Origin of the sequence: Aeromonas sp. TW 6, from assembly GCF_013168745.1 — a bacterium.
GTDB classification, from domain to species: domain Bacteria; phylum Pseudomonadota; class Gammaproteobacteria; order Enterobacterales; family Aeromonadaceae; genus Aeromonas; species Aeromonas caviae.
This window is the reverse complement of sequence record NZ_JABERS010000015.1, coordinates 17503-42539: the sequence shown is the minus strand read 5'-3', so window position 1 is coordinate 42539 and position 25037 is coordinate 17503. Positions and strand designations below refer to the sequence as shown.

The window sequence follows — 25037 nt, the reverse complement described above, 5'->3', positions numbered from 1 at the left end:
GCCGGGGCGAGAGGACTCAACGATCCACATCTGACATAACGAAATCGATACTGCCCAGGTAGACGATAAGATCCGACACCATCTGGCCGCGGATCACCGAGGGGATCTGCTGCAGGTGGGCGAAGCTCGGGGTGCGGATCCGGGTCCGGTAGCTCATGGTGGAGCCATCGCTGGTCAGGTAATAGCTGTTGACCCCCTTGGTCGCCTCTATCATCTGGAAGGACTCGGCGGCCGGCATGACAGGCCCCCAGGAGACTTGCAGGAAGTGGGTGATCAGGGTTTCGATGTCCTGCAGGGTGCGCTCTTTGGGCGGTGGCGTGGTGAGCGGGTGATCCGCCTTGAAGGGGCCCTCAGGCATGTTTTTCATGCACTGCTCGATAATGGACAGGCTCTGGCGGATCTCCTCGATGCGCACGGTGGCGCGGTCGTAGGCGTCCCCGTTGCTGCCCACCGGCACCTCGAACTCGAACTGATCGTAACCGGAATAGGGGCGCCATTTGCGCACGTCAAAGTTGAGCCCCGTGGCCCGCAGACCGCCCCCCGTGGTGCCCCAGGCCAGGGCCTGGGCCGTGTTGTAGGCGGCGACGCCGATGGTGCGGCCCCGCAGTATGCTGTTGCGCATGGCCGCCTTTTCATACTCCATCAACCGCTTGGGCAGCCAGCTCAACAGGTTGTCCTGGATGAGGCGGGTCCAGCCGGCAGGCAGATCGTGGGCCACGCCGCCGATGCGGAACCAGGCCGGGTGCATGCGGGCTCCGGTGATGGCCTCGATGATGGTGTAGATCTTCTGGCGGTCCGTGAAGGTGAAGAAGACCGGGGTCATGGCCCCCACGTCCTGAATGTAGGTGCCAAGGAACAGCAGATGGCTCTGGATGCGGAACAGCTCCGCCATCATCACCCGGATCATGTCGACCCGCGCCGGCACCTTGATGCCGGCCAGCTTCTCGACCGCCAGCACATAGGGCAGGTTGTTCATCACGCCGCCCAGGTATTCGACCCGGTCGGTGTAGGGGATGTAGCTGTGCCAGGACTGGCGCTCGCCCATCTTCTCGGCGCCGCGGTGGTGATAGCCGATGTCGGGCACGCAGTCGCGGATCTCTTCCCCGTCGAGTTGCAGCACCAGGCGGAAGGCGCCGTGGGCGGAGGGGTGGTTCGGCCCGAGGTTCAGGAACATGTAGTCCTCGTTCTCGTTGCCGCGGGCCATGCCCCACTCTTCCGGCTTGAACAGCAGGTTGTCCTGCTCCTGATCCTGCTTGACCGCATCGAGCATGAAGGGATCAAACTCGGTGGCGCGCGCCGGGTAGTCCTTGCGCAAGGGGTGCCCTTGCCAGCTCTTGGGCATCATGATGCGGGTCAGATGGGGGTGGCCATCGAAGGTGATTCCCATCAGATCCCACACTTCCCGCTCGTACCAGTTGGCGTTGGGGAAGTGGCGGCTGACGGTGGGCAGATGGAGATCGCTCTCCTTGAGCGCCACCTTCAGCATCACGTCGGCGTTACGGTCGATGGAGATGAGGTGATAGAAGACGGTAAAGTCGCTCTCCGGCAGGCCGTGGCGATGGCTGCGCATCCGTTCGTCGGTGGCACTGAGATCGAACAGCATCACGAAGGGGGAGGGCAGCTTTTGCAAGAAGCCCATCACGTCCAGCAGCAGATCCCGGGAGAGCCAGATGACCGGCACGCCGGTACGGGTGCTCTGCACGGTGAAGCGCTCGGCACCGAAGTGGGCGAACAGCTCGCCGACCACCTGGGCATCGGCGTGATCGGCGGTTTGCCACTGGGCCATGGTGTAATTGCTTGGGATTTCTCGAGTCAGTTTCATGATCAGATCTCATCCGGCGTGCGCAGGTTGGTCACGTTGATCCGCTCGCCGCGCTTGCGTTCCTTCTCGGATTGCATCTGGGGACGGTAGATCCCCTGATCCCCCACCACCCAGGAGAGGGGGCGGCGTTCCTTGCCGATGGACTCCTGCAGCAGCATCAGGGCTTGCAGGAAGGCTTCGGGGCGGGGCGGGCAGCCCGGAATGTAGACATCGACCGGCAGGAACTTGTCCACCCCCTGTACCACGGAGTAGATGTCATACATGCCGCCGGAGTTGGCACAGGCCCCCATGGAGATGACCCACTTGGGCTCGAGTAACTGCTCATAGAGCCGCTGGATGACAGGGGCCATCTTGATGAAGGGGGTGCCGGCAATCACCATGAAGTCGGCCTGACGGGGTGAGGCTCGTATGACCTCAGCGCCGAAGCGAGCCACGTCGTGGGGAGAGGTGAAGGCGGTACACATCTCCACGTAGCAGCAGGAGATGCCGAAGTTGTAGGGCCAGAGGGAGTTCTTGCGGCCCCAGTTGACGGTGTCTTGCAGCACCTCTTCGAGGCGCCCGATCATGATGCCGCGGGTCGCTTGCTGTGCCAGTGGATCATCGACGGTCTGGCGCTGTTCCTGGGGGTAGCGCTCAACGGGCGCATCCGGGTCAATCCGGGTCAGGGTGTACTTCATGGTGCAACCTCAAAGAGATAATCGGTAGTTCAGTCTGGTTTCTTGTCAGTCAGGACACGCTTTTTCGGGGCCCAGTCGAGGGCACCAATGCGCCACAGGTAGAGGAGGCCTACCAGCAGCAGGGTGATGAAGATGGTGGCTTCGATGAAGCCGACCCAGCCGCTCTCCCGAACGGAGACGGACCAGGCAAAGAGATAGAGGGCTTCGACATCGAAGATGACGAAGAACATGGCGACCAAGTAGAACTTGGCGGAGAAGCGCAGGCGGGCGTTGCCGACGGAATCCACCCCGGATTCGAAGGGTTTGTTCTTGGCACGGCCATAGGCGCGTCCCCCCAGCAAGGCCGCCAGGCCTATCATGGTCAAGCAGATACAGATGGCACCAATGACATAGACAGCAAAAGCCCAGTGCTGGACGGCAATATCAGCAAACATATAGGTTTTTCCCTAACCAAATTAATCATGTGACTTAACAATGACGTTACGTAGTATGCCACTTTCGTACTGATTTACATGTCATTTCAAAGGATTAATTATTAATCAACGGGATGAAAATTGTGTTTTGCTAGCGGGGTCAACTTTCTCGTTTGAGAATTGTTTTCAATCGTTTTTATGTAGCAGAAAAAAAACGGATAGTTTGAAAATCCGGTGGATGGCAGGAAACAAAAGACCCCGCATGGCGGGGTCTGTTTCAGGGTTGGAGAACGGGGAGGCTCTGCTCTGCCGCCTTGCCCTGGGAGAGCACGATCTCCACCCGGCGGTTGGCCTGGCGGTGAGCCGGGGTATCGTTCGGATAACGGGGTTGGGTATCCGCCACCCCCTGGGCGATCAGCCGTCGTGAATCCAGCTTGGGGTTGGTCAGCAGGGTGTGGGTGATGGTGGCCGCCCGCAGCACCGACAGCTCCCAGTTGTTGCGATAGAGCTCCACCGGCGCCTGGGAGTTGTCGGTGTGACCGGTGACCACCACCATGCCGGGGATGTCCGCCAGCACGTCCGAGACCTTGTTGACCAGGGGAATGAACTGGGGCTGCAAGAAGGCTGAGTCGGCGGGGAACAAGGTCTTTTCGCCGATGCGGATCACCAGCTGGCTGCCAAGCTGCTCCACCTCGATCTCCTTGGACTCGATTTGGCTCTTGAGCTGCTGATCCAGCTTCTGCTTGGTGACCGTGACCCAATCCTGCTCCTTGGTCTTGTGGGGCCAGGACTCCGTGGCCGCAGGTTTCTCCGAGGAGCCGATGGTCTCGTTGAAAGGGTCGGCCGCCGCTGCGGGCGTCTGGGTATCCAGCACCTGCTCTTTCTGGGAGGTATTGGGGGTGGTCTTGGACTCGGGTTCCAGTATGCCTGTGCCCCCTTGCATCACGGGGGAGCCGGCGGGAAGGGAGACCAGCCCTATCTTGCCAAGAGATTCGATAAAGCCCTGAATGAGCACGCGAGTCTCCGACTGCTTGGCCATGGCGAAGGAGTAGAGCACCACGAACAGGGCGAACAGCAGTGTCATGAAGTCGGCGTAGGAGACCAGCCAGCGTTCGTGGTTCTCCGGCGCCTCAGCCTTTTTCTTTTTCGCCACCGTGGCCTCCGAGGTAAGGCTCAAGGGTCACTTGCAGCCGTTGCTGTGACTCGCCGTCCACGATGCAGAGGATGCCGGTGAGGGTCATCTCCTTGTAGTGGCGGATCTGGTGGGCAAACGACTTGTAGCGGTTGCCGAAGGGCAGGAAGATGAGGTTGGCGGCCGACACCCCGTAGATGGTGGCGATAAAGGCCACCGCGATGGCGCCCCCCAGCTTGTCGGGGGCATCCAGCAGGCCCATGGCGTGAATGAGGCCAAATACGGCCCCGACGATCCCCATGGTCGGGCAGTAGCCCCCCATGGCCTCGTAGAATTTGACGGTCTGTTCGATATCTTCCTGCTCGAACTCGATCTCGTTTTCCAGTACCTCGTGGATCTTGGTCTTCTCGTAGCCATCGACCATCATCTGTACCCCTTTTTGCAGGAAGGGATCCTTGATGTCGTCGATCATGCCCTCCAGTGCCAGCATGCCACTGCGCCGTGCATTGCCCGCCAGGGTTTCAAGCAGCTGGGCCTGCTCCAGCATGTCGAGGCGCAGGGGAGTGATGAGCCACTTGAAGCGCTTGAGGGTTTTACCAACCACGGAGAAGGGAAACTGGGTCAGTGCGGCACCGACGGTACCGCCGATCACGATGAGAAAGGCGGGCAGATCGAGCAGGGCGCTGGGGTGCCCCCCTTCTATCATGTTGCCACCCAGAATGGCTGCCAGGGCCAGCAGCAAGCCAATAAGACTCATTTGTCCATATCCCTATGCGATGTGTGAGGCTAGTGTAGCCATTTAACTATCAGTTTTTCAAAACGATATCCAATCGGTGAGCAATATCCGAGAGGTTGCGCAGACCCGGTATTATCCGGTGGCATCGGCCTGTGCCGTCTGATCTGCAGAGCAGGTTGACGGTGCCTGCATGGCAGGACGAGGCAGGTATCCTGGTGATAACGCAACATATTGCGCTGTTTTTTGATGGCTTATTGGTCATCATTATCGTCAATTTATCTTTGCTTGGCGTAATGCGCTATCAACGAGAGAGGGCTGGCTGCCCTCGGGACATATCCCCTGTCGACAGAGAGCAGCGAGCAGAGAGGCGGAAGGGATGGGATTGGCTGGGCGGCACTTGGCCAGGTATCGCGGCAAGCCGTTTTTTCTGGCCCCGCCGATGACGGGTTTCTCCTGCCAGGGGGTTGGCAGACTCCTTGAAGCAAAAACCGACCCTGGGGTCGATTCTTCAAGCTGTAAGCTGGTTCGGGATTGACTCGCACCATCCCTGGCGCTCGCCCTGCGGGCGGCCTCTGGCCGTCCAGTCGGGCTATCCTGCCCGCCTGTCGACAGGGGGCGAACCGAGCCGCCCATCATCGGAAAAAGTAAAAGGCCCCGTCTTGCGACAGGGCCTTTTACTTTATTTGGCGGTGAGGGAGGGATGATTCACCACTGCGTGGCTCACCCCTTCGGGGCGACCTGCGGCCGTTCATCGCAGCAAGCTGCTCTGCTCGAACCCGACGAGGCTTCTCACCCTCCCTCCATCGGCATCGGATGTTGCCATGTCACCAGATGCAAAAAAACCGACCCTGAGGTCGGTTTTTACAATTTGGCGGTGAGGGAGGGATTCGAACCCTCGATACGTTGCCGTATACACACTTTCCAGGCGTGCTCCTTCAGCCACTCGGACACCTCACCAAATTTTTACTGCTTGAAGTGGCTTTCGGAGCACGCTGCGCGTGCATCTTGCCGACTTCGTCGGTGGGCAGCCTCTCGGATACCTCACCAAATTCTGGTCTGTGATTTAACGTGTTCAGCCAACACGTGCACTCTGCGCCGTTGCGCTGGAACGGGGCGTAATTTAGGGGAAAGGGCTGCCTGGGTCAACCACTTTTCCCCTTATTTTTCATAATCTTTATCGAGTGCCTATCCCTTGAACAGAATGCCGGTTTTTTAATCCCGTTCAAGGCTTGTCGAGAATGATCAGGCTGTCAGGCAGCTCGTTCTGATCCCGGGTGGCGGGGAAGGCGTCGGTCAGAATGGCGCTGGTGCGCTCCACGCACTCCAGGAACCCCTGCTCGACCTCCTTGTTGCGTACCCGAACCACGAAGTCGTCGATGATCTGCTGCCACTGGGTGTTGTCGATGTGCTGGGCGATCCCGTCGTCTACCAGGATCTCCACATAGTGCTCCGCCACCGAGACGAAGATGAGCACCCCGAGCCGGTCCCGGGTGCGGTGAAGTCCCTGCTCGACAAACTGCAGGCGGGCCATCAGGGCGGCCCGGTGACGGCGTACCTTGTTGGGAATGAGCCGCATCTTGATGGGTGTCCAGTGGAACAGCAGGCTCAGCAGCAACCAGACCGACCACTGCACCAGCAGGATCTCGTACCAGCCAAGCCAGAAGCCGAGCTGGAAGACCAGCAGGGGGGTGAGCATGGCCAGCAGGGCGGCCCACAGGGTCGGGATATAGCGATAGCCATCGCTGGCCGGGGCCAGCACGGTGACCAGTTCGGCATCCGTGGCCTGCTCGGCCTGTCGAACCCTGGCCTGCAAGGTGTGGAAAAACTGTTTCGAAATCATCTTGTTGTCTCTTTTTCCCTGATTACCAACCGCCAGATGCACCGCCGCCGCCAAAGCTGCCGCCGCCACCACTGAAACCGCCACCACCACCGCCAGTGCGGCCGCCAAAGGAGCCGGCACCGAATCCACCGGCCATGTAGGCGGCCCGGCGACGTCCTCCCGGCCCACCGCCGCCGCCGCGCAGGTTGTGCAGCACGATCATCGCAATCACCACCAGGATGAAGAGCCAGGGACCTCCCTGCTTGTCGGCGTTGCTGGTGTTGTCCACGGGCTGATACTCCCCGGCCAGGGCCTGCATGATGCCCTGGCTGCCGGCGAGGATGCCGGCCACCATGTCACCGCGCTTGAAGGCGGGCAGGATCCGGGTCTGGATGATGTTGGCGGCGATGGCGTCGGGCAGGGCACCTTCTAGGCCATAACCCACCTCGATGCGCACCTTGCGCTCGTCCTGGGCGATGATCAGCAGAACGCCGTTGTTCTTGCCTTTTTGGCCGATGCCCCAGTGGCGACCGAGCTGGTAGCCGTACTCTTCGATGGTATCCCCCGCCAGCGTGTCGATGGAGACCACCACCAGCTGGACGCCGCTGCGCTTCTCGAAGACGGCCAGTTGCTGTGCGAGCTGGTGGGCCTGCTTGCGTGACATCAGATTGGCCTCGTCCACCACCCGCCCGGTCAGGGCCGGGAAATCGGGGGCGGCATGCAGTGCCGTGGCACAGAGCAGCAGACAGAGCGCCAGCCAGCGTCTCATCACGTTCATTGGAAGCTGACCTTGGGCGCCTCATCGGCACCGGGTTTGGCGCTGAAGGTGGGTTTGGCTTCCAGATCGGAGTAAAGCAGCTTGGACCAGATGACCCCGGGGAAGGTACGGATCTCGGTATTGAACTGGCGTACTGCCTCGATGTAATCCCGTCTGGCCACCGCGATGCGATTCTCGGTGCCTTCCAGCTGGGCCTGCAGGGTCAGGAACTGCTGATCGGCCTTCAGATCCGGGTAGCGCTCGACCACTACCATCAGCCGGGAGAGGGCGCTGGAGAGCTGCTCCTGCGCCGCCTCGAACGCCTTGAGCTGGGAGGGGTCACTCACCTGCACGCTGCCGACTCGGGCACGGGCATCGGTGACAGCCTTGAGGGTCTCCTGCTCGTGGCTGGCGTACCCCTTGACGGTGGCCACCAGGTTGGGAATGAGATCGGCCCTGCGCTGGTACTGGTTCTCGACCTGTCCCCAGCTCGCCTTGACCTGCTCATCCAGGGTCGGAATGGTGTTCATGCCGCAGCCGGTCAAACCCAGCAGCAGGGTCAGGGTCAGCAGGGCACGGGTACCACGCTGCCAGAGTGAAGTGGCCATCTTGTTGTTCTCCATTGATATTTCTCTCGGAAATAGGTTCACCATAACAGCTTGTGGTCAGCCCTCACAACGCCTGGGTAAGAGGGGGGCGCGGTAGCTCATCGACACCTTGGGCAGCTGGGGTTTGTCCTTGAGCCAGGAGGCCAGCTCCTCCCCACAGCCATTGCCGGGGGGAATGGGAGCCTGGGGCTGGCAGTCCGGACTGTTTGCCGGGCAGCGCAGGCGCACGTGAAAGTGGCTGAAGTGGCCGACCCAGGGGCGCAGCTTGCCGACCCAGGCTTCACCGGGTGCCTGTTTGCACACCTCGGCTTTGATGACGGGGTTGACGAAGATACGCGCCACCTCGGGGCGATCAGCCGCAAGGCGCAGCAGATTGAGTTGCCTGGGGCCGAATCGGCCGGGCAGCATCCGGTAGCTGGGTTCGTCGATCAGCGCCCACTCCTTGGGGGCATCCTGCTCCCAGCGGCTGATGGGCCTGTCAGCCATCCTGAACCAGATGTCGGCATCCAGGCCGGTTTGGTGGCTGCGATGACCTGAGGTAAAGGGCCCCCCGTGCATCATGGCGAGGTCGGCGATATAGAGATCCGGCATGCCGGCCAGTCTGGTCTGGTTGGCCAGATGCTGCAGGTAATGGATGAGGTCGGGGTGACCGTAATAGCGCAGCCGTTTGGTGCGGATCACCTGATAACCTGGGCCTTCGAGGGGCAGGGCGACGGCATTTTTCAGGCAGCCGGCGGAGTAGCCGCCGATGGCCTCGGCATAGAGTATGCTCGCGGACAAGAGCAGGGCGGTGGCGAACATGGGACTCCCGGGATGGCGCCCAGTGCGGGCTCAGACAGCCCCAAGCATACCAAGAGTGGCGGCTGGCCGTCATCCGTGTCGCGGTGGCGGTTGCATCGCGGCGCGTCGCTCGCGCACAATGCGCGGCAACGCAGCGACGGCAAGGCCGTTCGCATCACAGAAGGAGAAGAGAAGATGAGAGTCAGTGAGCTGGCAGCGCAAGAGAACGTGCGCTGGCTGATGCCCCCGGCCCGGCGGTTTTACGGGGTGATGATCTGCCTGTTGCTGGCGAGTCTCGCCACTGTGGTGGCCGCCCTCTGGCTGGGATATCCCGACATGGGCCTGCTGCCCTGGGTCGGGGTGGTCTTTGGCGGTATCGTGCTGGTGATGATGGTGTTGCCGCGCAACTGGCAGCGCTGGCGTCTGGCGGAGCTTGCCTGGGATGAACGCCATCTCTATCTGCTCAATGGTGGCGAAGACCGGGCCTTGGCGCTGCCCAGAGCTGTGCTGGTGGGCTTGGAGCGGGATCGCAAGGTGGGACACGATGGCCAGTGGCTCGATTTCAGCCTGGATCTCGGGCTGGATGAGGTGACCCTGGCGACGGCCACCAGCCTGCTCGGGTTGTCCCGGGAAGGGACTCACGAAGTGGCCCCCGGGGTCTATCGATTCGGGTTCAAACGTGCCTGGCATGGGCGTCGTGCCCTCGGCACATTGCTGGCCGAACTGCACCCGCTCTGACTATTTTCTCGACAATTCATCCCAATGCTCAGATACTGCCTCTGATTCGATTTGATCTTTCCTGCTCCGATAGCCCAAGAGATCAAGGACTTGGGATACGAAGCTGGAAGTGCCATGGCATGATGCCGTGGCTGGTCCGGCAGGGGGGTTGTGCCCTTACTCCCAGGTCGGTGGATGCATAGATAAGGCACCTTGAATCGAGAGTGGATGGCATGAAGATTTACGTAGGTAATCTGTCGTACCGGATGACGGCCGACGAACTGACAACCGTGTTCAGCCAATTTGGGCAGGTAGACAAGGTCGATATCATCATCGACCGCGATACCGGTCAGTCCAAGGGGTTTGGTTTCATTGAAATGCCGGTCAATGGTGAGGCCGAGAAGGCCATCGCCGAGTTGCACGGCACCGAGGTCGGCGGCCGCACCATCACGGTCAATCAGGCCAAACCGAAGACGGATGCACCCCGTGGTCGCCCCCAGCGCCATCGTTGAATCGTCTCGATAACGGAAAACGGCATGGAATCCTCCATGCCGTTTTTGTTTTCAGGGACTGGTGCAGACTCAGGGAACGTCATAACCCAGAGCGGCCTTGCGGATGCGGAACCACTGCTGGCGAGTGAGCTCAATGGACTCGGCTGCCACGGCGGCGGCGATCCGCTCCCGTTTGCCGGAGCCGATGAGGGGCAGCGGCTGACTCGGCAGCATCATCACCCAGGCGTAGACCACCTGCTCCAGACAGTCGCCGCCCACCTCCTGGCGGATCTGCTCGAGTTCCGACCGCAGCGGGGCATAGTCGGGGGCATGGAACAGCCGCCCGCCGCCAAGGCAGGACCAGGCCATGGGCTTGATGCGCAGTTGCTGGCATTGATCCAGGGCACCATCCAGCGTCCCCTCCTGATGGAGCGGGGAGATCTCCAGCTGGTTGGTGACCAGGGGGAAGGGCAGGCGGGATTGCAGCAGGGCGAACTGGTGGGGCGTGAAGTTGGAGACCCCGGCGTGCTTGATCTTACCTGCCTGCTTGAGGGTGATGAAGGCGTCGGCCACCTCGTCGGCGTTCATCAGGGGGTCGGGGCGATGGATCAGCAACAGATCCAGATGATCGGTGCCGAGCTTTTGCAAGGAGGCTTCGGCACTGGCGACGATGTGTCCCTTGCCGGTGTTGTAGTGATTCAGGGCGTGGGCCGGATTGGCGGTGAGGGCGATGCCGCACTTGCTGACGATCTCCATCCGATCGCGCAGGGAGGGTTCCAGGCGCAGGGCATGGCCGAAGGCCTCCTCGCACTGGTAGCCACCGTAGATGTCGGCGTGATCGATGGTGGTGACCCCGAGATCAAGGTGATATTTCATCAGGTCCAGCAGGGCGGCGGGGGAAAGCTGCCACTCCATCAGGCGCCAGTAGCCCATGATGAGGCGGGAGAAGGTGGGGCCTTGCTCGTGCAGGGCTAGACGGGATACGGACATGGTGACTCCTCTGGAGATAACAATGCGAAAAGAAAGGGGCAATATCATGTGCCAGCATCTTGGTCTCTTCCGGCGGACAAGGCAATAATGCCCCCTTCGCGAATTCGAACTATGGTTCTGACTCCGACGGGTCAAGATCCCGGTGTCAGTGAGAGGAGAAGGGGTGATGGAAGGATTTGCCGCCAGGCTGCAAAGCCTGATCGGGGAGGGGAGTGTGAGCGCTTTTGCCCGCAAGGTGGGGTTGAGTGAAGCCCTGATCCGCAAGTATCTGAAAGGGGCCGAACCCGGCCTTGGCAAGGCGAACCAGATTGCCATGGGGGCCAACTGCTCGCTGGAGTGGCTCGCCACCGGTTGCGGGTATCTCTATCGTCAGGCCGAGGTGGTGGACAGGGACGCGCTGGCGGCGGCGGGGGCGCTGGTGCAGGAGACCCGTCCGGGAAAGCCCATGCCGGACGAGGAGCAACTGGTGACCCTGCTCGCCTATTACCAGTTCCTGCGCAGCCACAAGCAGGCGGACGGTTTTCTGGATCTGGCCCGGGCGCGGGAGTTTGGGCGCCATCTGGCCGAGGCCTGAGCCTGACGGGGGCTCCCGGCAGTCCGCCATTCTTCTGATACCCTCTAAGCAGTGATCAAATCCAAGGACACGCAGATGAGCTATCTGATCCTGGGCAGTGGCGGGTTGGGCAGTGCGCTGGCACGGGAGCTGGCCAGACGGGGCGAAGAGTGGTTGCTGGCGGGCAGGCAACTGCCCAGGGGGCTGGATCCCGCCTGCTACTTTCCGCTGCAGGAGGTGGACTCGCTCTCCTTTGAGGCCCTCTTTACCCTCTATGACAGCACCACCCTACCGACGGTGGTGATCAACACCATAGGCCTGCTCCATGATCTTGCCCACATGCCGGAGCGGCGGGTGGAGGAGGTGACCCCCCAATGGCTCGAAGAGAGTCTGCTGGCCAATGCCTGGCCCCACCTAGCCCTTGGTGCCAACCTCAGCCGGCGCATGATGTCCCAGAGCACGCTCTGGCTCTGCACTCTCTCGGATCGGGCGGGAAGCCTGGAGGAGGGGGGCCAGGAGGCCATGTGCCACTACAGCTACCGCATGAGCAAGGCCGCCCTCAACATGGGATCCCGGATCCTGGCGGGTGAGTGGGCAGGACGTTTTCCCGGCGCCGGTGTCATCACCGTGCATCCCGGCCTCATGAATACCCCCATGCAGCAACCTTTTCTTCAGGAGACGGATCCCGCTTTGCTGCAGGACCCCGCCGAGGTCGCCGTCCGCCTGCTGGATCTGATGGCCACACTGACGCCGGCGCACTCGGGCCGTTTCGTGGATCTGCAGGGTCAGTCGCTGCCCTGGTGAGCCGCCGGGCTCACATTCCCGCTTGCCGTTTCTTGCCAGCCGGGTGTCGGCTGGTTAATGTCATCGTCCTGCATCAGGAGGATGACATGCGCTATATCGATTTACGAAGTGATACCGTGACCCAACCCACGGAAGCCATGCGCCAGAGCATGCTGCATGCCGAGGTGGGAGACGATGTCTATGGGGAAGATCCCAGCATCAATGCGCTGGAGCGCCGCGGCGCCGAACTGCTTGGCAAGGAGGCGGCCCTGTTCGTGCCCTCCGGCACCATGTCCAACCTGCTGGCCATGATGAGTCACTGTCAGCGTGGGGAAGGGGCCGTGCTGGGGGCGGCCTCCCACATCTATCGCTACGAGGCCCAGGGCTCTGCCGTGCTGGGCTCGGTGGCCCTGCAATCCGTCCCCATGCAGGCGGACGGCACCCTGGCCATCGAGGATGTGCGGGGGGCCATCGCTCCCGATGATCCCCATTTCGTCCAGACGCGCCTCGTCTGCCTGGAAAATACCCATAACGGCAAGGTGCTGCCATTGACCTACCTGCGCGCCATGCGCGAATTCGTCGACGAGAAGGGGCTGAAGCTGCACCTGGACGGGGCTCGCCTCTTCAATGCGGTGGTGGCAAGCGGGGAGCCGGTGGCCGCCATCGCGGCGCATTTTGACAGCATCTCTGTCTGCCTCTCCAAGGGACTGGGGGCACCGGTGGGTTCCCTGCTGGTGGGATCGGCTGCGTTCATCGCCCACGCCAGACGGCTGCGCAAGATGCTGGGGGGCGGCATGCGCCAGGGAGGGATCCTGGCCCAGGCCGCCCTGTTCGCGCTGGATCAGCACGTTGCCCGGCTGGCGGATGATCATCGCCGCGCCAGGCGTCTGGCAGAGGGGCTGGCCGCCTTGCCAGGCATCACACTCAACATGGGGGAGGTGCAGACCAACATGGTATTCCTGCGCCTGACCCAGGGGGATCCCGCCACCTTGCTGGGTTTCATGAAGGAGCGCGGTATTCTCTTCTCCGGCTACGGGGAGCTCAGGCTGGTGACCCACCTGCAGATCACCGACGATGACATCGACGAGGTGATCGACGCCTTCACCGAGTACCTGAGTGGCTGACGCCATTCCCCATCGCAACAACAAGGGCGCCATCGGGCGCCCTTGTTGTCATGGCAGGGTCGGTCATCCCTGGCGCTGGCCGGTGATCAGCATGGCCTCGTCGGTGGCGTCATAGATCATGATGGCCAGGTGGGTGACCTCTCCGGCGAAGTCGGCCAGCGGCACCAGGGTCAGGTTCTGGTACATGTAGGGGGCCGATCCCGTGATGGGGCGGTAGTTGGAGAAGCGCAACAGGTAGGGGCGCTGTTCCCAGGTGCTGAAGGCACGGTTGTTGAGCTTGAACACCATGTTGGCCTTGCGCTCGAACCAGACCTTGTCCACATCGGGGAAGAGCGAGAACAGCCCTTGATCGCGCACTTCGCCTGCCAGCCGGCCGCTGTGACTCTCCATGAAGCCGTTCCACACCTGGATCCGGTACTCCCTGTCGAGCACGACCAGCCCCACGTCCAGATTCTGGACGATGTTCATCAGCCAATGAAATTCCCGAATGTCCATGGTCACTCCTGGTGGTTGCTGCCGCGGGGCGGTCAGAGCATGTGCATGATCTTGTTGTTCATGGTGGCGATGGAATCTTCGGTAAACAGCAGCAAGAGATCGCACTGCACCGCATAGCCCTGCACCCGATAGTTGATCTCGATGGCCAGAGTGCGGCGCCAGCGGCTCTGGTTGGTCCGAATGAGATCCTGAATGGGCCTGTGCTGGCCCAGCACCACGGGGTGACCCTGGCTAAAAGGGGTGTCGAGCTGGTTGGCGTAGCCGCGCAGGAAGGCGCCGATCAGCACGTTGGCGGTGTCCATCAGCAGTTCCAGCTCGGCGCCGTGATCCAGCTCCCCCTGATGGTTCATCAGGCGGGCCAGGTCCTGGAAGCTGGCATCGTGGAACAGCAGCAGGGCCTCCCCGGCGATCCCGGCCCCGATGAAGCCCTGACAGACCGCGGAGAGCGTCTCCGACTCGGCGGCGGCCGAGAGCGCCATGTGCAGCTCGGAGACCTCCAGCACGTTGACGTTGGGGATGGGGAGCAGCACGAAGGCGCCGAGCAGGCGAGCCAGCAGATCCGCCCCCTGGCCCATGGCGACGTTGGCCAGCTCCTGATAGACATCCCGCAGCTCGGGGGTGAACTGGATGCTGCTCTGGGCAGCCTGGTGGCTGGCGACGGGCTGGGGCTGGATGGCCGTCACCTGGGTGGTCGATTGCCACAGACCGTGGCGCTTGAGCAGGGCAAGGAGGGTGTCCGGGGAGGCCGGCTTCTTGATGAAATCGAGGGCGCCAAGGGCCATGACACGCTCATGGGCTTCCGGCTGGATGTCGCCGGAGACCACGATCACCTTGCTGCGCACCCCCTCTCGCTTGAGGGTCTCGAGAACCCCATATCCGTCCATCTCCGGCATGGTGAGATCGAGAAAGATCAGGTCCCCGTGCCCCATCAGGATCTGCTCGACCCCTTCCAGTCCGTCCGCGGCCTGGTGCAAGGTGACATCCCAATCGGCGGGCAGGGCGCGCACCAGCTGTTTGCGCGCGAACCCGGAGTCATCACATATCAATACATTCATAGTGTTAGCCGACCTGTGCAACGAGGATTGCGCTAAGTGTGGGTCATCAGCCGTCAGATGCAACGGGCAGCGGTTGCGCCGGTGAAAATTGATCGTTCTGCTGACGGGTGCGATAGCGCTCGGAGTGCTTCTCGACGAAATCGGCGAACATCTTAACACGCAACGGGGTGAACCGGGGCTGGCAATGGAGCATGTAGAAGGGACGTTTTCCCGACTGCCAGTCAGGCAGGACGGGGACGAGCTGACCATCTTGCAGGAAGGGGTGCACATAGTGCTGCGGGGCGTTGACGATGCCGAGGTGGCGCTGGGCTGCCCGCACGGCGGCCTGGGTCTGGTCGATGCAAAGGCGGGGTGTGCGCTTGATGCAGACCGTCTGTTCGTCCCGCCCGTTCAGTTGCCAGTGCTGGTGAGGCCAGCAGTAGATGAGATCGTGTTCTTCCAGCTGGGTCGGGTGGGAGGGCACACCCATCTTCTCCAGATAGAGGGGGGAGGCGAACAGACCGTACTGGATGTGACCCAGACAGAGGGCGTTGGGCAGGGTCTGGGGAAGCTCGCCGTTGAAAAAGACCAGGTCCCTGTCCTGATCCGCCTGGAGGGCATGATCGTTGGACTGGCGGATGTCGAACTGTACCCCGGGATAGCGCAGGCCGAAGTCCACCAGCATGTCGACCAGGATGGTGTTGGAGAGGGCGATGGGGGCCGCGAGGCGGATGAGGCCGCTGATGTCCGTCTCCTCACCCCGAATTTCGCCGGTGGCCTGCTCTATTTCCGCAAGGGGGGTACAGAGGCGCTCGTAATAGCGCAGCCCTTCGTCGGTGAGACGCAGCTTGCGGGTGGATCTGTGCAGCAGGCTGCATCCGAGCTGCTCTTCCAGTTGGGAGATACGTCGACTGATGGTGCCGGTCGGCATGCCCAGCGCAGCGGCGGCGTGGGAGAAACCGCCCTCTTGCACCACCTTGACGAACAGATAGAACTCTTCGATGTACTTCATAAGCGGTTTTAGGGGGTGTTCTGGCTGTAACAAGCCAGTGACCTTATGAAGAGTCACCGGGCTTGGCAAGCGCAATCCGGCGTTTAATTGATCTGGATTAGATTCGACTCGCGCTGGTATTGCTGGAGCAGATGGACGAAATCTTCCGGGGATCTGTCGAGGCTGTTGTCCGGCACCAGCAGATCGTACCCCAACAGATCACGCAGCCGTGCCATGCGGTTGCCGAGCATGGCGATCACCCCCTCATAGCGCTGGCCGGAGGGTGAGCAGAAGCGGCTCTCCTCCAGCAGTCCCTCTCCCAGGAGCCCACTGCCGCACCCTCCGGTCGGGCAGTCGGAGCGCTCGCTTCGCATGGCCTGCATCAGCACGGCGCGCTGCTCGGTCAGCAGACGGACGGCGAGCCGGGGTGTGATCAGCGTCAAAAAAGCGTCGTAATCCTTTATTTTCAAGCCGATGTAGGGCAGCTCCACCAGATCCCACCCCAAATGGATACGTGGTTGGTCAATTCGCTGAATATTTCTCCATTTCAGGATCCAGCCGCCGTACTTGTGATGGTATTGCAGGCAGTCCTGACACAAAGAGAGACTAAAATGAGGCTCACCCAGTTTCCAAACCCCGACAAGAATTGTCATCAGACCCGCCAGGAGGAGGGAAATGGCGGGGATTAGTAGTTGTTCACGAAGAAAAAAAAGTATAAAAATCATAGCAATGGTTATCACCATGCCCAACAATACCAGTGTGAGTCCATTTCTTCGTACCATGGGGATCACATGTAGCGTTTTCATATGATTTCGGCCTTTTTTCATCCGTTTGTTATCCGATTATGGGCCGGAACGGATTTTGTACCAGCGTGAATACTCCTGTCAGGGGGCGCAAGCGGCTGGTTCGACCATGAGCTTTCAGCATGAATCATCACTCAACATGAATACGCTAGACGAACGCCTGCTCACCGTGATGGATGTCCTCCACACGCCGGTCTGGGTCTATGACATCCAGCGTCATCATATTTACTGGGCCAACGATGCTGCCCTCGGGCTCTGGGAGGCGAGCTCCCTGGCCGAGCTGAAGTCCCGGGATTTCTCCGCCGACATGGCCGCCGCCATCGATCTGCTGCTGCAGCGCTATCTCGGCGATTTCCAGCAGGAGCGCAGTTACAACGAGTGGTGGACCCTCTCGCCCAAGGGGGTCAAGAAGCAGGTCTATCTGCGTCTTTCCGGGATCCAGCTTGCCGGAAGGCAGATGATGATGGCGGAAGCGGTCATCGATGCCGACACCCTCTATCAGGAGTCCTCCCTCGCCACCGGCGACACCCTGGCCTGTCTCTTTGACAACGAGGGGCGCCTCGAGAGCGGCAACCATCACTTCGACATGTGCTTTGGCACCGGCATTCTGACGCTGCCCCAGATCTTCTCCGGTGCGGACGAGGCCTTCTATCGTCGCCTCTCCCGTCTGGACGAAGTAGTGGCCGAAGGGGAGTGCCGCACCCAGAAGGGGATGCGCTGGTTCCAGTACCAGTTTCGCCATATCCAGCAGGGGGCACGGATCCTGCTGACCATGCGGGACATCACGGATCGCAAGCTCGAAGAGCTGGAGCATCGCCACCTGGCCTGGCACGACTCCCTCACCGGGCTGCTCAACCGCTACGGCCTGATGAAATCCCTGGAAGCCTATTGCGGCCTCGGGGGGCGCTTTGCCCTGGTGTTCATGGATCTGGACAACTTCAAGCTGGTCAATGACAACTACGGCCACAAGGCAGGGGATCGCCTGCTGGAGCGGGTCGCCGGACGGCTCAAGCAGATCTGCCCGCGGGACGTGGAGCTGGCGCGCCTTGGCGGGGACGAGTTCACCGCCCTGGTGCCCCTCAACCAGGCGAGCGATCGGGCCCAGGAGGTGGCGGATCTCATGCTCTCCCAGATGAGCAAGCCACTGCAGCTGAGCGGTGTCCCCGAGGTCACCATCGGCGGCAGCATCGGCATCGCCATCTACCCGGACGACGCGGATGACGGCGACAACCTCATCACCCGTGCCGACATGGCCATGTACCAGGCCAAGCAGATGGGGCGGCTTCGCTGGCAGCGCTTCACCCCCAGCATGCAGCAAAGCCTGCACCGCAAGCTGACCCTGAAGCAGTTCCTGGCCAAGGCCGTCGGGCGGGGGGAGCTCAGCCTGCGCTATCAGCCCCAGGTGGATGTGGCGCAAGGTCGGGTCATCGGTTTCGAGGCCCTGGTACGCTGGTACAATCCCGTGCTTGGCCATGTGTCGCCGGCGGAGTTCATTCCGCTGGCCGAAGAGATGGGGCTCATCCGGGAAATCGGAAGCTGGGTGCTTTCCACCGCATTGGCCCAGATGGGGGAGTGGCAGCGACAGGACGGGGTGAGGGTGCCGGTGTCGGTCAATCTCTCGGGCTTCCAGCTCTCTGCCAGTTTGCCGGAGCTGGTGGCCCAACTGCTCGAGGTATTCTCGGTGGAGGCGGCGCTGCTGACCCTGGAGCTGACCGAGACGGTGCTGATGCTCGACATGAAGGGGTGCATCGAGATCCTCGACGCCCTGAGCGAGCAGGGGATCAAGATCGCCATCGACGACTTCGGGACGGGCTACTCCTCCCTGGCCTACCTCAACCGGTTGCCGATCGACACCATCAAGCTGGACCGCTCCTTCGTGGTGGGGCTCAACCTGCCGGTGATCCGGGCGACGGTGGCCATGGCCACCAGTCTGGGGCTCGGGATCCTGGCGGAAGGGGTGGAGGAGGAGCACGAGCTCGCGGCCCTGCAGACCCAGGGTTGCCACGTCTTCCAGGGATTTCTGTTCAGCCGTCCCATGACCCCGGAAGAGGTGGCGGCAGCGGGGTTCGCAGTACAGTGCCGGCTGGGCCGCTATCCCCTCGCAAACCATTGAGCAAGTTGTCGATAAATGTGCGGCATCTCCCATTTATGAAGTGTGAGATGCCAAATTAAACATAATTAATCGAATTTTTGTCTCATATCATGGGATCCATTAGACGTTATCGCTAGTATGCGCGCTCATTCCTTGGTAATGGAGTATCACCATAATGAGTCAAGCTGCAGTGAACGAGCGTCCGGCCCCTCCCAACGGCTGGTTGAACCGCTTTCTGAACGGGGTGGAGAAGGCGGGCAACAAGCTGCCGGATCCCGCCATGCTCTTCCTCTATGCCTTGCTGATCGTCTGGGTCGGCTCCTGGATAGGCTCCCAGTTCTCCTTCGATCTGGTCAATCCCCGCACCGGAGAGGCCGTGGTCATCAACAACCTCTTGACCGGGGCAGGGCTGGCGGACTTTCTCGCCAGCATGGTCACCACGTTCACCGGGTTTGCTCCCCTTGGCATCGTGCTGGTGGCCATGCTGGGGGTCGGGGTGGCTGAACAGTCCGGTTTCATCAACACCGGGCTCAAGAAGCTGCTCAAGGTGACGCCGGCGCGCTTTCTGACCCCCATGCTGATCCTAGTGGCCATCGTCAGCCATACCGCCGCCGATGCGGGCTATGTGCTGGTGATCCCCATTGGCGGCATCATCTTCCATGCAGCGGGTCGCCACCCGCTGGCGGGGATTGCCGCAGCCTTTGCCGGGGTTTCCGGCGGGTTTGCCGCCAACTTCCTGCCCTCCGGCGGGGATGCGCTGCTTCAGGGTTTCACCCAGTCTGCAGCCCAGTTGTTCGACCCTGACTACATGGTCAACACCCTGTGCAATATCATCTTCACCGGCGCTTCTTCCTTGCTGATCATCTGCGTGGGCTGGTTTGTCACCGAGAAGATTGTCGAGCCGCGCCTCAAGCAGGTGCCTCTCAACGAGGATCTGGAGAGCGCCGACGAGATGGGTCGTTACAGCGCTCAGGAGAGCCGGGCCTTCAACTGGGCCTGGCGGCCGTGGTGCTGCTGGGGCTGGCGCTGGCCCCCGGCGACTCGCCGATGCGGGCACCGGACGGTTCCCTCACCACCTTCGCCGCACCGGTGATGAAGTCCATCGTGCCCCTCATTTTCCTGCTCTTCATCCTGCCCGGGATCGTCTACGGCTTTGTCGCCGGCAGCTTCAAGAGCGGCAAGGATGTGATCGACGCCATGTCGGCCACCATGAACAAGATGGGCTCCTACATGGTGATGGCCTTCTTCTGCGCCCTCTTCATCAAGGCGTTCGGGGATTCCAACCTCGGTACCCTGCTGGCGCTCTCTGGTGCCGAGGTGCTTCACGCCCTGGCGTTGCCGGGAGAGGTGACCATCGTCGGCATCATACTGCTGACGGCCACCGTCAACCTGGTGGTGGGCTCGGCCTCCGCCAAGTGGGCCCTCATCAGCCCCATCCTGGTGCCCATGCTGATGGCGGTGGGGATCTCGCCCGAGCTGACTCAGGCCGCGTATCGGGTGGGGGATTCCGCCTCCAATATCATCACCCCGCTGATGGTCTTCTTCCCCCTGGTGGTGGTCTATTGCCAGCAGTATGTGAAGAGCACAGGCATCGGCACCCTGGTCTCCATGATGCTGCCTTACTCCCTGGCCTTCCTGGTGAGCTGGACGGGCTTCCTGCTGATCTACTGGGCGCTGGGGTTCCCGCTTGGGTTGCAGGCCCCCTATGTCTATCCTGCCCCTTGAGGGTGACGGGGGGCCTTGGGCCCCCCGCTTTTTTTGGGTAGAGTGTGACCTTCATTCCGGAGGTACCATGAACCCGACCATCGATCTCATTCTTTCCCATCGCTCCATTCGCCAGTTCACCTCAGAGCCCGTCAGCGCAGAGCAGTTGGATCAGATCCTGAGCGCCGCCCAGAGCGCCGCGAGCTCCAGCTTCCTCCAGGCCAACAGCATCATCCGGGTCACCGACAAGGGGTTGCGGGCCACCCTGGCGGAGCTGGCCGGCCATCAGGCCTATGTGGTCGAAGCGGCGGAGTTTCTGGTGTTTTGCGCCGACTACCATCGTCACAGCCAGATAGTGCCGGAGGCCCGCACCGGCTTTGTGGAGCAGCTCATGATCGGGGCCATCGACGGCGCCCTGATGGCGCAAAATGCCTTGCTGGCGGCCCAGTCACTTGGGCTGGGCGGGGTCTATATCGGCGGCATTCGCAACAATCCGGCCGAGGTGAGCGAGGTGCTGGGTCTGCCTGAGCGGGTGATCCCGCTCTTTGGCCTCTGCCTGGGTCATCCCGCCCAGCAGCCTGAACAGAAGCCCCGTTTGCCCCGGGCGCTGGTGGTGCACGAAAACCGCTATCCTGTCACCCTGGACCGCGCCCTGCTGGCCCGGTACGACGGGCAGATCCATGACTACTACCAGGCCCGCAGCAGCAACAACAAGGATCAGACCTGGAGCGGGCAGATCAGGGGGATCCTGGGCAAGGAGGCGAGGCCCTTCATGCTGGGATTCCTGCAGTCGAAGGGTTTTTGCCTCAAGTAATGGGGGCGGCGGGCGATATGGAGCATGACGCACCGGATGCGGTCACCGCCTGCGAGCGTTCTTGTGAGGCAATACGGGATCTGGGCGCTACCCTATGAGGCTAAGCTGTTGTAGGATCTCGCAATTGGATTGGGACTGGAGTGTGAACACCCTATGATTTTAACCCTGATATTGCTGTCAATCGGCGCACTCCTGTTTTTGGTCATCGCCTATAACGTGGTGCAGCAATACAAGCAGAAGGCCGAATCGGACAAGCGCCAGGCCATTGCCCGTCACAAGGCGGTGGCAGACGAGACCGAAGAGGTGTTGCTGAACGTCAACCTGGTGCCCTTTTCCAAAAACATGGTGCTGCTGTTGCAACACCGGATCCTGGATGCCTACCGCGCCATCGCGCTGGTGATGCCCAATGCGCAGGTCAAGCAGCGCATCGCCGACGTCCAACTCCAGATCAAAAACGTGCAGGAGAACTACAGCAGCCAGGACGAGGGGCATTTCAAGACGCCGGAGTCCGACCGCCAGGCCATCCAGATGCTGCAACTGGCCAAGAAGATGCGGGCCGTGCTGCGGGTCGAGCACAACAAGGGCAAGATAGATCCCCAGGGCTTTGCCCAGGAGGATCGCCGCCTCGAGCTGATGCAGCTCAAGATCAACATCGCCAACCTGCTCAAGCGGGCCATGGATGCCCAGATCCAGGGGCAGTACGGCACCTGCCGCCAGCTCTACACCAAGGGACTGGGGGCGCTGGCCAATGTCACCGACAAGGATCCCTACCTGCTGGCGCGGGAAGAGGACATGCGTCAGGGGATGCGCCAGCTGGAAGAACACCTGCAGCAGCACAGCGAGAAGGAGCTGCAAAACATCAAGGACAAAGAGACGGACGAACTGGACGTCCTGTTCCAACCCAAGAAGAAATGGTGATCATGTCACATCCCCTGGATTCCACACTGGGGCCCATGGCCCCATTTGTTTGCCAACTGCTCACGGAAATGCATGCCGTCATGGGAGTCAAGGACTCCCCCGTGGTGGATCACCTCTGCTACCGCGCCGCCACCCTGCCGGAATATCTGGAGTTGAAAGCGGTGCTGGCCGCCCACGGAGTCTTGCTGGTGGAGGGGATGATAGGCGGTCGTCCCATCGCCACCTATCGCTTGCACCAGCCCGTCTGCTGGGAGCAGGTGACCGTCCCCTGCATCGAACTGGCCGCCCCCAAGGCGGGTCGAAGCCATCAGGCCGGGCTCGAACATATCGAGCTGGTGGTGCCCTCGCTCACGACCTTGGTGACGAGGCATCCGGATGTCCCCTTCAAGACCGGCAACATCGATGACGGACGCAATCCGGATATAGGATTGATGCTGCCCTCTGGGCAGATCAAGTTTCATCTGCGCCCGCTTGACGAGGTGATCGACGAAGAGCTCTGCACCGGCGCCGTGGTGCCGGTACCGGCGGACTATTATGACGGTCTGTGAGGGAAGGGCCCGTTGACGGGAGCCTGATCCTGTGGCGTCAACGCACAAGCGGGCGCCACACGTCCTTTCAAGTGACCGAGCCAGAGGCTCAACCCCGCGGTGATCATCAACACCAGCTCGATGCCGAGCACCAGACCCCAGAGCCCCCCTTGCTCCCAGAAGGGATGCAGATAAAGCCCGCCCAGACTGGCCCCCAGGTAATACCCCACCAGATAGAGCGACGAGGCGAGCGCCCGGTTGTGCTCCACGTGCTGGCCGACCCAGGCGCTGGCACAGGCGTGGGCCAGGAAGAAGCCGAAGCTCGAGACAAGCAATCCCCCGATGATGGCGACAAGGCTCCCCTGCAACAGGGCCAGGCTGCCGAGTGCCATCAAGGTTATTCCCGCCAGCAGCAGACGTTGTGCTCCCCAGCGATGGGCCCCGCGGCCGCTCAGTGAAGAGGCGACGGTGCCGGTGAGGTAGGTCAGAAACAGCATGCCGAGCCACTGGGTCGGCAGGGAGAAGGGGGCCTTGGCCAGCAGGAAGGTGAGATAGCTGTACTGGTTCAGGAAGACCATGAAGTTGAGGCCGCCGATGAGATAGGCCCCCACCAGCAAGGGGTTGCCAAGGTGGCTCTGGATGGCGCGGCGCAGTTGCCCAGGCGCTGCCTCCACGGCCACGAAGCAGCGCTGGGCGGGCAGCAGCCAGATGACCAGTGGCAGCAGGGCGAGGCTGATGATCCCGATACCGAGGAAGGTGTGCTGCCAGTCACCAAACCAGCCAGCCAGCAGACCGCCGACCACCCGGCCCGCGATGCCCCCCAGGGAGTTGGCCGCGATATAGACGCCGACGGCTACGATGAGGGCACGTTTGCTGAACTCTTCCCCCATGTAGGCAATGGCGGCGGCGGGCAGCCCTGCCAGCAGGACGCCTTGCAGGATGCGCAGGCTCACCAGCACATCAAAGTGGGTGACCCAGGGGATGCACAGGGAGAGCAGGATGGCGGCCGCCAGGGTCCACAGCATGACCCGCCGCCGTCCGAACCGATCAGCCAGACGGGCACAGACGAGCAGGGAGCCTGCAAGCCCTGCGGTACAGCCTGCCAGCGTCCAGCTGGCGGACAGGGCGCTGACCGAGAAAACCTCTGCCAGGAGCGGCAGCAGGGGATGGGTCTGGTAGAGATTGAGGAATACCAGGAAGGAACCCAGGCTGAGGGCCAGGGTGGCGCGTATCCATTCGCGACTGCCTACTTCGATCATATGGAGTTGTCCCGACGACTTTTGTGCAGGGTAGTGCGACGAAACGTATAAATATAATATATTTAAGTTATCACCCTGATAAATGAAATTGATATGGATCTGAAACAGCTCGGATACCTGCTGGCGGTGCGCGATGCCGGCTCCTTCACCAGGGCGGCCCAGGGGCTGAACGTGGCCCAGCCTGCCGTCAGCATGGCCATCGCCAAGCTGGAGCAGCAGCTCGATCTGCGGCTGTTTGACCGGCAGGACCGCAGCGTGCGCCTCACCCCGGAGGGAGAGGTCCTCTGTCGCCACGCCGAACGGCTGCTGCGCCAGATGCACCAGGCCGAGGCCGAGATGGCCGAGCTCAAGGGGCTGGAGCGGGGGGAGGTGCGCATCGGCATCCCCTACATGATGGGATCCTATTACTTCCCGCCAATCCTGATGGCGTTCAAGCATCGCTACCCCGGCTTGAAGATCCGGGTGGAGGAGGCGGGCACCCGGGAGCTGCTCAGCCGCATGGTGGATGGCAGTCTGGATCTCGCCATCCTCATCACCAGCGATCTGCCACCGGCCCTCGAGGGGGCGCAACTGCTGCAGGAAGAGATGCTGATGGTGGTGGGGGAGGAGCACCCGCTGCGCGGCGCTGAGTCGGTCTCGCTGCCACAGTTCTTCGGCCAGGAGCTCGCCATGTTCCGGCGAGGCTTCTACCACAGGGAACACATGGAGGTGTTGGCGCAGGGGCTGGGGGTAGAGCCTGACATCGCGTTCGAAAGCAATCTCATCCCGCTGCTCAAGGCGGTGGTGCGTCAGGGATTCGCCGTGACCACCTTCCTGCGCATGGCGCTGGAAGAGGAGCCGGCCCTCACCGGCATCCCTTTTTCACCCCCTATCTTCCTGGATCTCTGCGTCGCCTGGCGACGGGGGGATCCGCTCTCCATGGCGAACCGGGCGTTGCGGGATTTTTTGCTGGCACAAGGGGATGTTTCTCACCATTGCGCTACAGATACTCAATGATT

At 61.7% G+C, this 25037-nt stretch carries 25 protein-coding genes, 1 tRNA gene, 1 other RNA gene and 1 pseudogene; 11 read left to right on the top strand and 17 right to left on the bottom strand.

The window, feature by feature from the left end:
* Positions 1-16 precede the first annotated feature (16 nt).
* From nuoC to mepA, 11 genes are all read right to left on the bottom strand, one after another.
* Positions 17-1822, bottom strand: coding sequence for an NADH-quinone oxidoreductase subunit C/D (gene nuoC, locus HKD46_RS09570; RefSeq protein WP_128296953.1), 1806 nt, complete (start codon positions 1820-1822; stop codon positions 17-19).
* A gap of 2 nt (positions 1823-1824) precedes the next feature.
* The gene (locus HKD46_RS09565) at positions 1825-2499 is read right to left on the bottom strand and encodes an NADH-quinone oxidoreductase subunit B family protein (RefSeq protein WP_010675028.1); all 675 of its coding nucleotides are present in this window, start codon (positions 2497-2499) and stop codon (positions 1825-1827) included.
* A 29-nt stretch (positions 2500-2528) separates the two neighbouring features.
* The gene (locus tag HKD46_RS09560; RefSeq protein ID WP_039038710.1) at positions 2529-2933 is read right to left on the bottom strand and encodes an NADH-quinone oxidoreductase subunit A; all 405 of its coding nucleotides are present in this window, start codon (positions 2931-2933) and stop codon (positions 2529-2531) included.
* 256 nt (positions 2934-3189) lie between these two features.
* A complete protein-coding gene (locus tag HKD46_RS09555) occupies positions 3190-4065 on the bottom strand; it encodes a flagellar motor protein MotB (RefSeq protein WP_113978780.1) in 876 nt (291 codons plus the stop codon).
* A complete protein-coding gene (locus HKD46_RS09550) occupies positions 4043-4801 on the bottom strand; it encodes a flagellar motor protein (protein WP_029314677.1) in 759 nt (252 codons plus the stop codon). The genes HKD46_RS09555 and HKD46_RS09550 overlap by 23 nt, the downstream gene beginning before the upstream one ends.
* Before the next feature lie 663 nt (positions 4802-5464).
* Positions 5465-5593: non-coding RNA, RtT sRNA (locus HKD46_RS09545), on the bottom strand.
* A gap of 56 nt (positions 5594-5649) precedes the next feature.
* Positions 5650-5737 (bottom strand) — tRNA-Ser (locus HKD46_RS09540).
* Between the two features lie 265 nt (positions 5738-6002).
* Complete coding sequence (locus HKD46_RS09535; protein ID WP_010675024.1) at positions 6003-6620, bottom strand: TPM domain-containing protein; 618 nt, start codon at positions 6618-6620, stop codon at positions 6003-6005.
* 22 nt (positions 6621-6642) lie between these two features.
* Positions 6643-7377, bottom strand: a complete 735-nt coding sequence (locus HKD46_RS09530; protein WP_124243908.1) for a YgcG family protein — start codon at positions 7375-7377, stop codon at positions 6643-6645.
* The gene (locus HKD46_RS09525) at positions 7374-7979 is read right to left on the bottom strand and encodes a LemA family protein (protein WP_010675022.1); all 606 of its coding nucleotides are present in this window, start codon (positions 7977-7979) and stop codon (positions 7374-7376) included. Before HKD46_RS09525 ends, HKD46_RS09530 begins: the two co-directional genes overlap by 4 nt.
* A 42-nt stretch (positions 7980-8021) precedes the next feature.
* Complete coding sequence (mepA, locus tag HKD46_RS09520; protein WP_161470305.1) at positions 8022-8765, bottom strand: penicillin-insensitive murein endopeptidase; 744 nt, start codon at positions 8763-8765, stop codon at positions 8022-8024.
* Between the two features lie 174 nt (positions 8766-8939).
* Here mepA and HKD46_RS09515 point away from each other — a divergent pair, with 174 nt between their 5' ends.
* Complete coding sequence (locus HKD46_RS09515) at positions 8940-9482, top strand: hypothetical protein (protein ID WP_161470304.1); 543 nt, start codon at positions 8940-8942, stop codon at positions 9480-9482.
* Positions 9483-9694: 212 nt separating this feature from the next.
* A complete protein-coding gene (locus HKD46_RS09510; RefSeq protein WP_029314670.1) occupies positions 9695-9973 on the top strand; it encodes an RNA-binding protein in 279 nt (92 codons plus the stop codon).
* A 69-nt stretch (positions 9974-10042) separates the two neighbouring features.
* Here HKD46_RS09510 and HKD46_RS09505 read toward each other — a convergent pair whose 3' ends face one another.
* Positions 10043-10942, bottom strand: a complete 900-nt coding sequence (locus HKD46_RS09505) for an aldo/keto reductase family oxidoreductase (protein WP_041215030.1) — start codon at positions 10940-10942, stop codon at positions 10043-10045.
* A gap of 166 nt (positions 10943-11108) precedes the next feature.
* On the opposite strand from HKD46_RS09505, the gene HKD46_RS09500 reads away from it, so the two are divergent.
* The 3 genes from HKD46_RS09500 (at position 11109) to ltaE (ending at position 13402) form a co-directional block, all read left to right on the top strand.
* Positions 11109-11516: a transcriptional regulator gene (locus HKD46_RS09500; protein ID WP_039038703.1), complete on the top strand. Its 408-nt coding sequence runs from the start codon at positions 11109-11111 to the stop codon at positions 11514-11516.
* Between the two features lie 75 nt (positions 11517-11591).
* Complete coding sequence (locus HKD46_RS09495; RefSeq protein ID WP_171865347.1) at positions 11592-12299, top strand: short-chain dehydrogenase; 708 nt, start codon at positions 11592-11594, stop codon at positions 12297-12299.
* A gap of 86 nt (positions 12300-12385) precedes the next feature.
* Complete coding sequence (gene ltaE / locus HKD46_RS09490) at positions 12386-13402, top strand: low-specificity L-threonine aldolase (protein ID WP_128314237.1); 1017 nt, start codon at positions 12386-12388, stop codon at positions 13400-13402.
* Positions 13403-13465: 63 nt separating this feature from the next.
* Here ltaE and HKD46_RS09485 read toward each other — a convergent pair whose 3' ends face one another.
* The 4 genes from HKD46_RS09485 to HKD46_RS09470 all read right to left on the bottom strand — a co-directional run bounded on the left by HKD46_RS09485 (position 13466) and on the right by HKD46_RS09470 (position 16575).
* Positions 13466-13897, bottom strand: a complete 432-nt coding sequence (locus HKD46_RS09485) for a PAS domain-containing protein (protein ID WP_171865346.1) — start codon at positions 13895-13897, stop codon at positions 13466-13468.
* A 32-nt stretch (positions 13898-13929) separates the two neighbouring features.
* Complete coding sequence (locus HKD46_RS09480; protein ID WP_039038699.1) at positions 13930-14952, bottom strand: response regulator; 1023 nt, start codon at positions 14950-14952, stop codon at positions 13930-13932.
* Between the two features lie 46 nt (positions 14953-14998).
* Entirely contained in the window at positions 14999-15943 is a 945-nt protein-coding gene (locus HKD46_RS09475) for a LysR family transcriptional regulator (RefSeq protein WP_171865345.1), read from the bottom strand.
* A gap of 83 nt (positions 15944-16026) precedes the next feature.
* Positions 16027-16575 (bottom strand): DUF2982 domain-containing protein, encoded by a 549-nt coding sequence (locus HKD46_RS09470; protein WP_223918117.1) that lies wholly within the window; start codon positions 16573-16575, stop codon positions 16027-16029.
* 322 nt (positions 16576-16897) lie between these two features.
* Here HKD46_RS09470 and HKD46_RS09465 point away from each other — a divergent pair, with 322 nt between their 5' ends.
* The 5 genes and pseudogenes from HKD46_RS09465 to HKD46_RS09445 all read left to right on the top strand — a co-directional run bounded on the left by HKD46_RS09465 (position 16898) and on the right by HKD46_RS09445 (position 22801).
* Complete coding sequence (locus HKD46_RS09465; protein ID WP_029314665.1) at positions 16898-18838, top strand: bifunctional diguanylate cyclase/phosphodiesterase; 1941 nt, start codon at positions 16898-16900, stop codon at positions 18836-18838.
* 154 nt (positions 18839-18992) lie between these two features.
* A pseudogene (locus tag HKD46_RS09460) lies at positions 18993-20542 on the top strand (AbgT family transporter).
* 67 nt (positions 20543-20609) lie between these two features.
* Entirely contained in the window at positions 20610-21335 is a 726-nt protein-coding gene (nfsA, locus tag HKD46_RS09455; RefSeq protein WP_134997463.1) for an oxygen-insensitive NADPH nitroreductase, read from the top strand.
* A 153-nt stretch (positions 21336-21488) separates the two neighbouring features.
* Complete coding sequence (locus tag HKD46_RS09450; RefSeq protein ID WP_010675007.1) at positions 21489-22253, top strand: hypothetical protein; 765 nt, start codon at positions 21489-21491, stop codon at positions 22251-22253.
* The gene (locus HKD46_RS09445; protein ID WP_171865344.1) at positions 22247-22801 is read left to right on the top strand and encodes a VOC family protein; all 555 of its coding nucleotides are present in this window, start codon (positions 22247-22249) and stop codon (positions 22799-22801) included. The genes HKD46_RS09450 and HKD46_RS09445 overlap by 7 nt, the downstream gene beginning before the upstream one ends.
* On the opposite strand, the gene HKD46_RS09440 is transcribed toward HKD46_RS09445, so the two are convergent.
* Complete coding sequence (locus HKD46_RS09440) at positions 22786-24039, bottom strand: MFS transporter (protein ID WP_171865343.1); 1254 nt, start codon at positions 24037-24039, stop codon at positions 22786-22788. The genes HKD46_RS09445 and HKD46_RS09440 overlap by 16 nt on opposite strands.
* A 93-nt stretch (positions 24040-24132) precedes the next feature.
* Here HKD46_RS09440 and HKD46_RS09435 point away from each other — a divergent pair, with 93 nt between their 5' ends.
* Complete coding sequence (locus HKD46_RS09435) at positions 24133-25035, top strand: LysR family transcriptional regulator (RefSeq protein WP_171865342.1); 903 nt, start codon at positions 24133-24135, stop codon at positions 25033-25035.
* Positions 25036-25037: the final 2 nt, after the last annotated feature.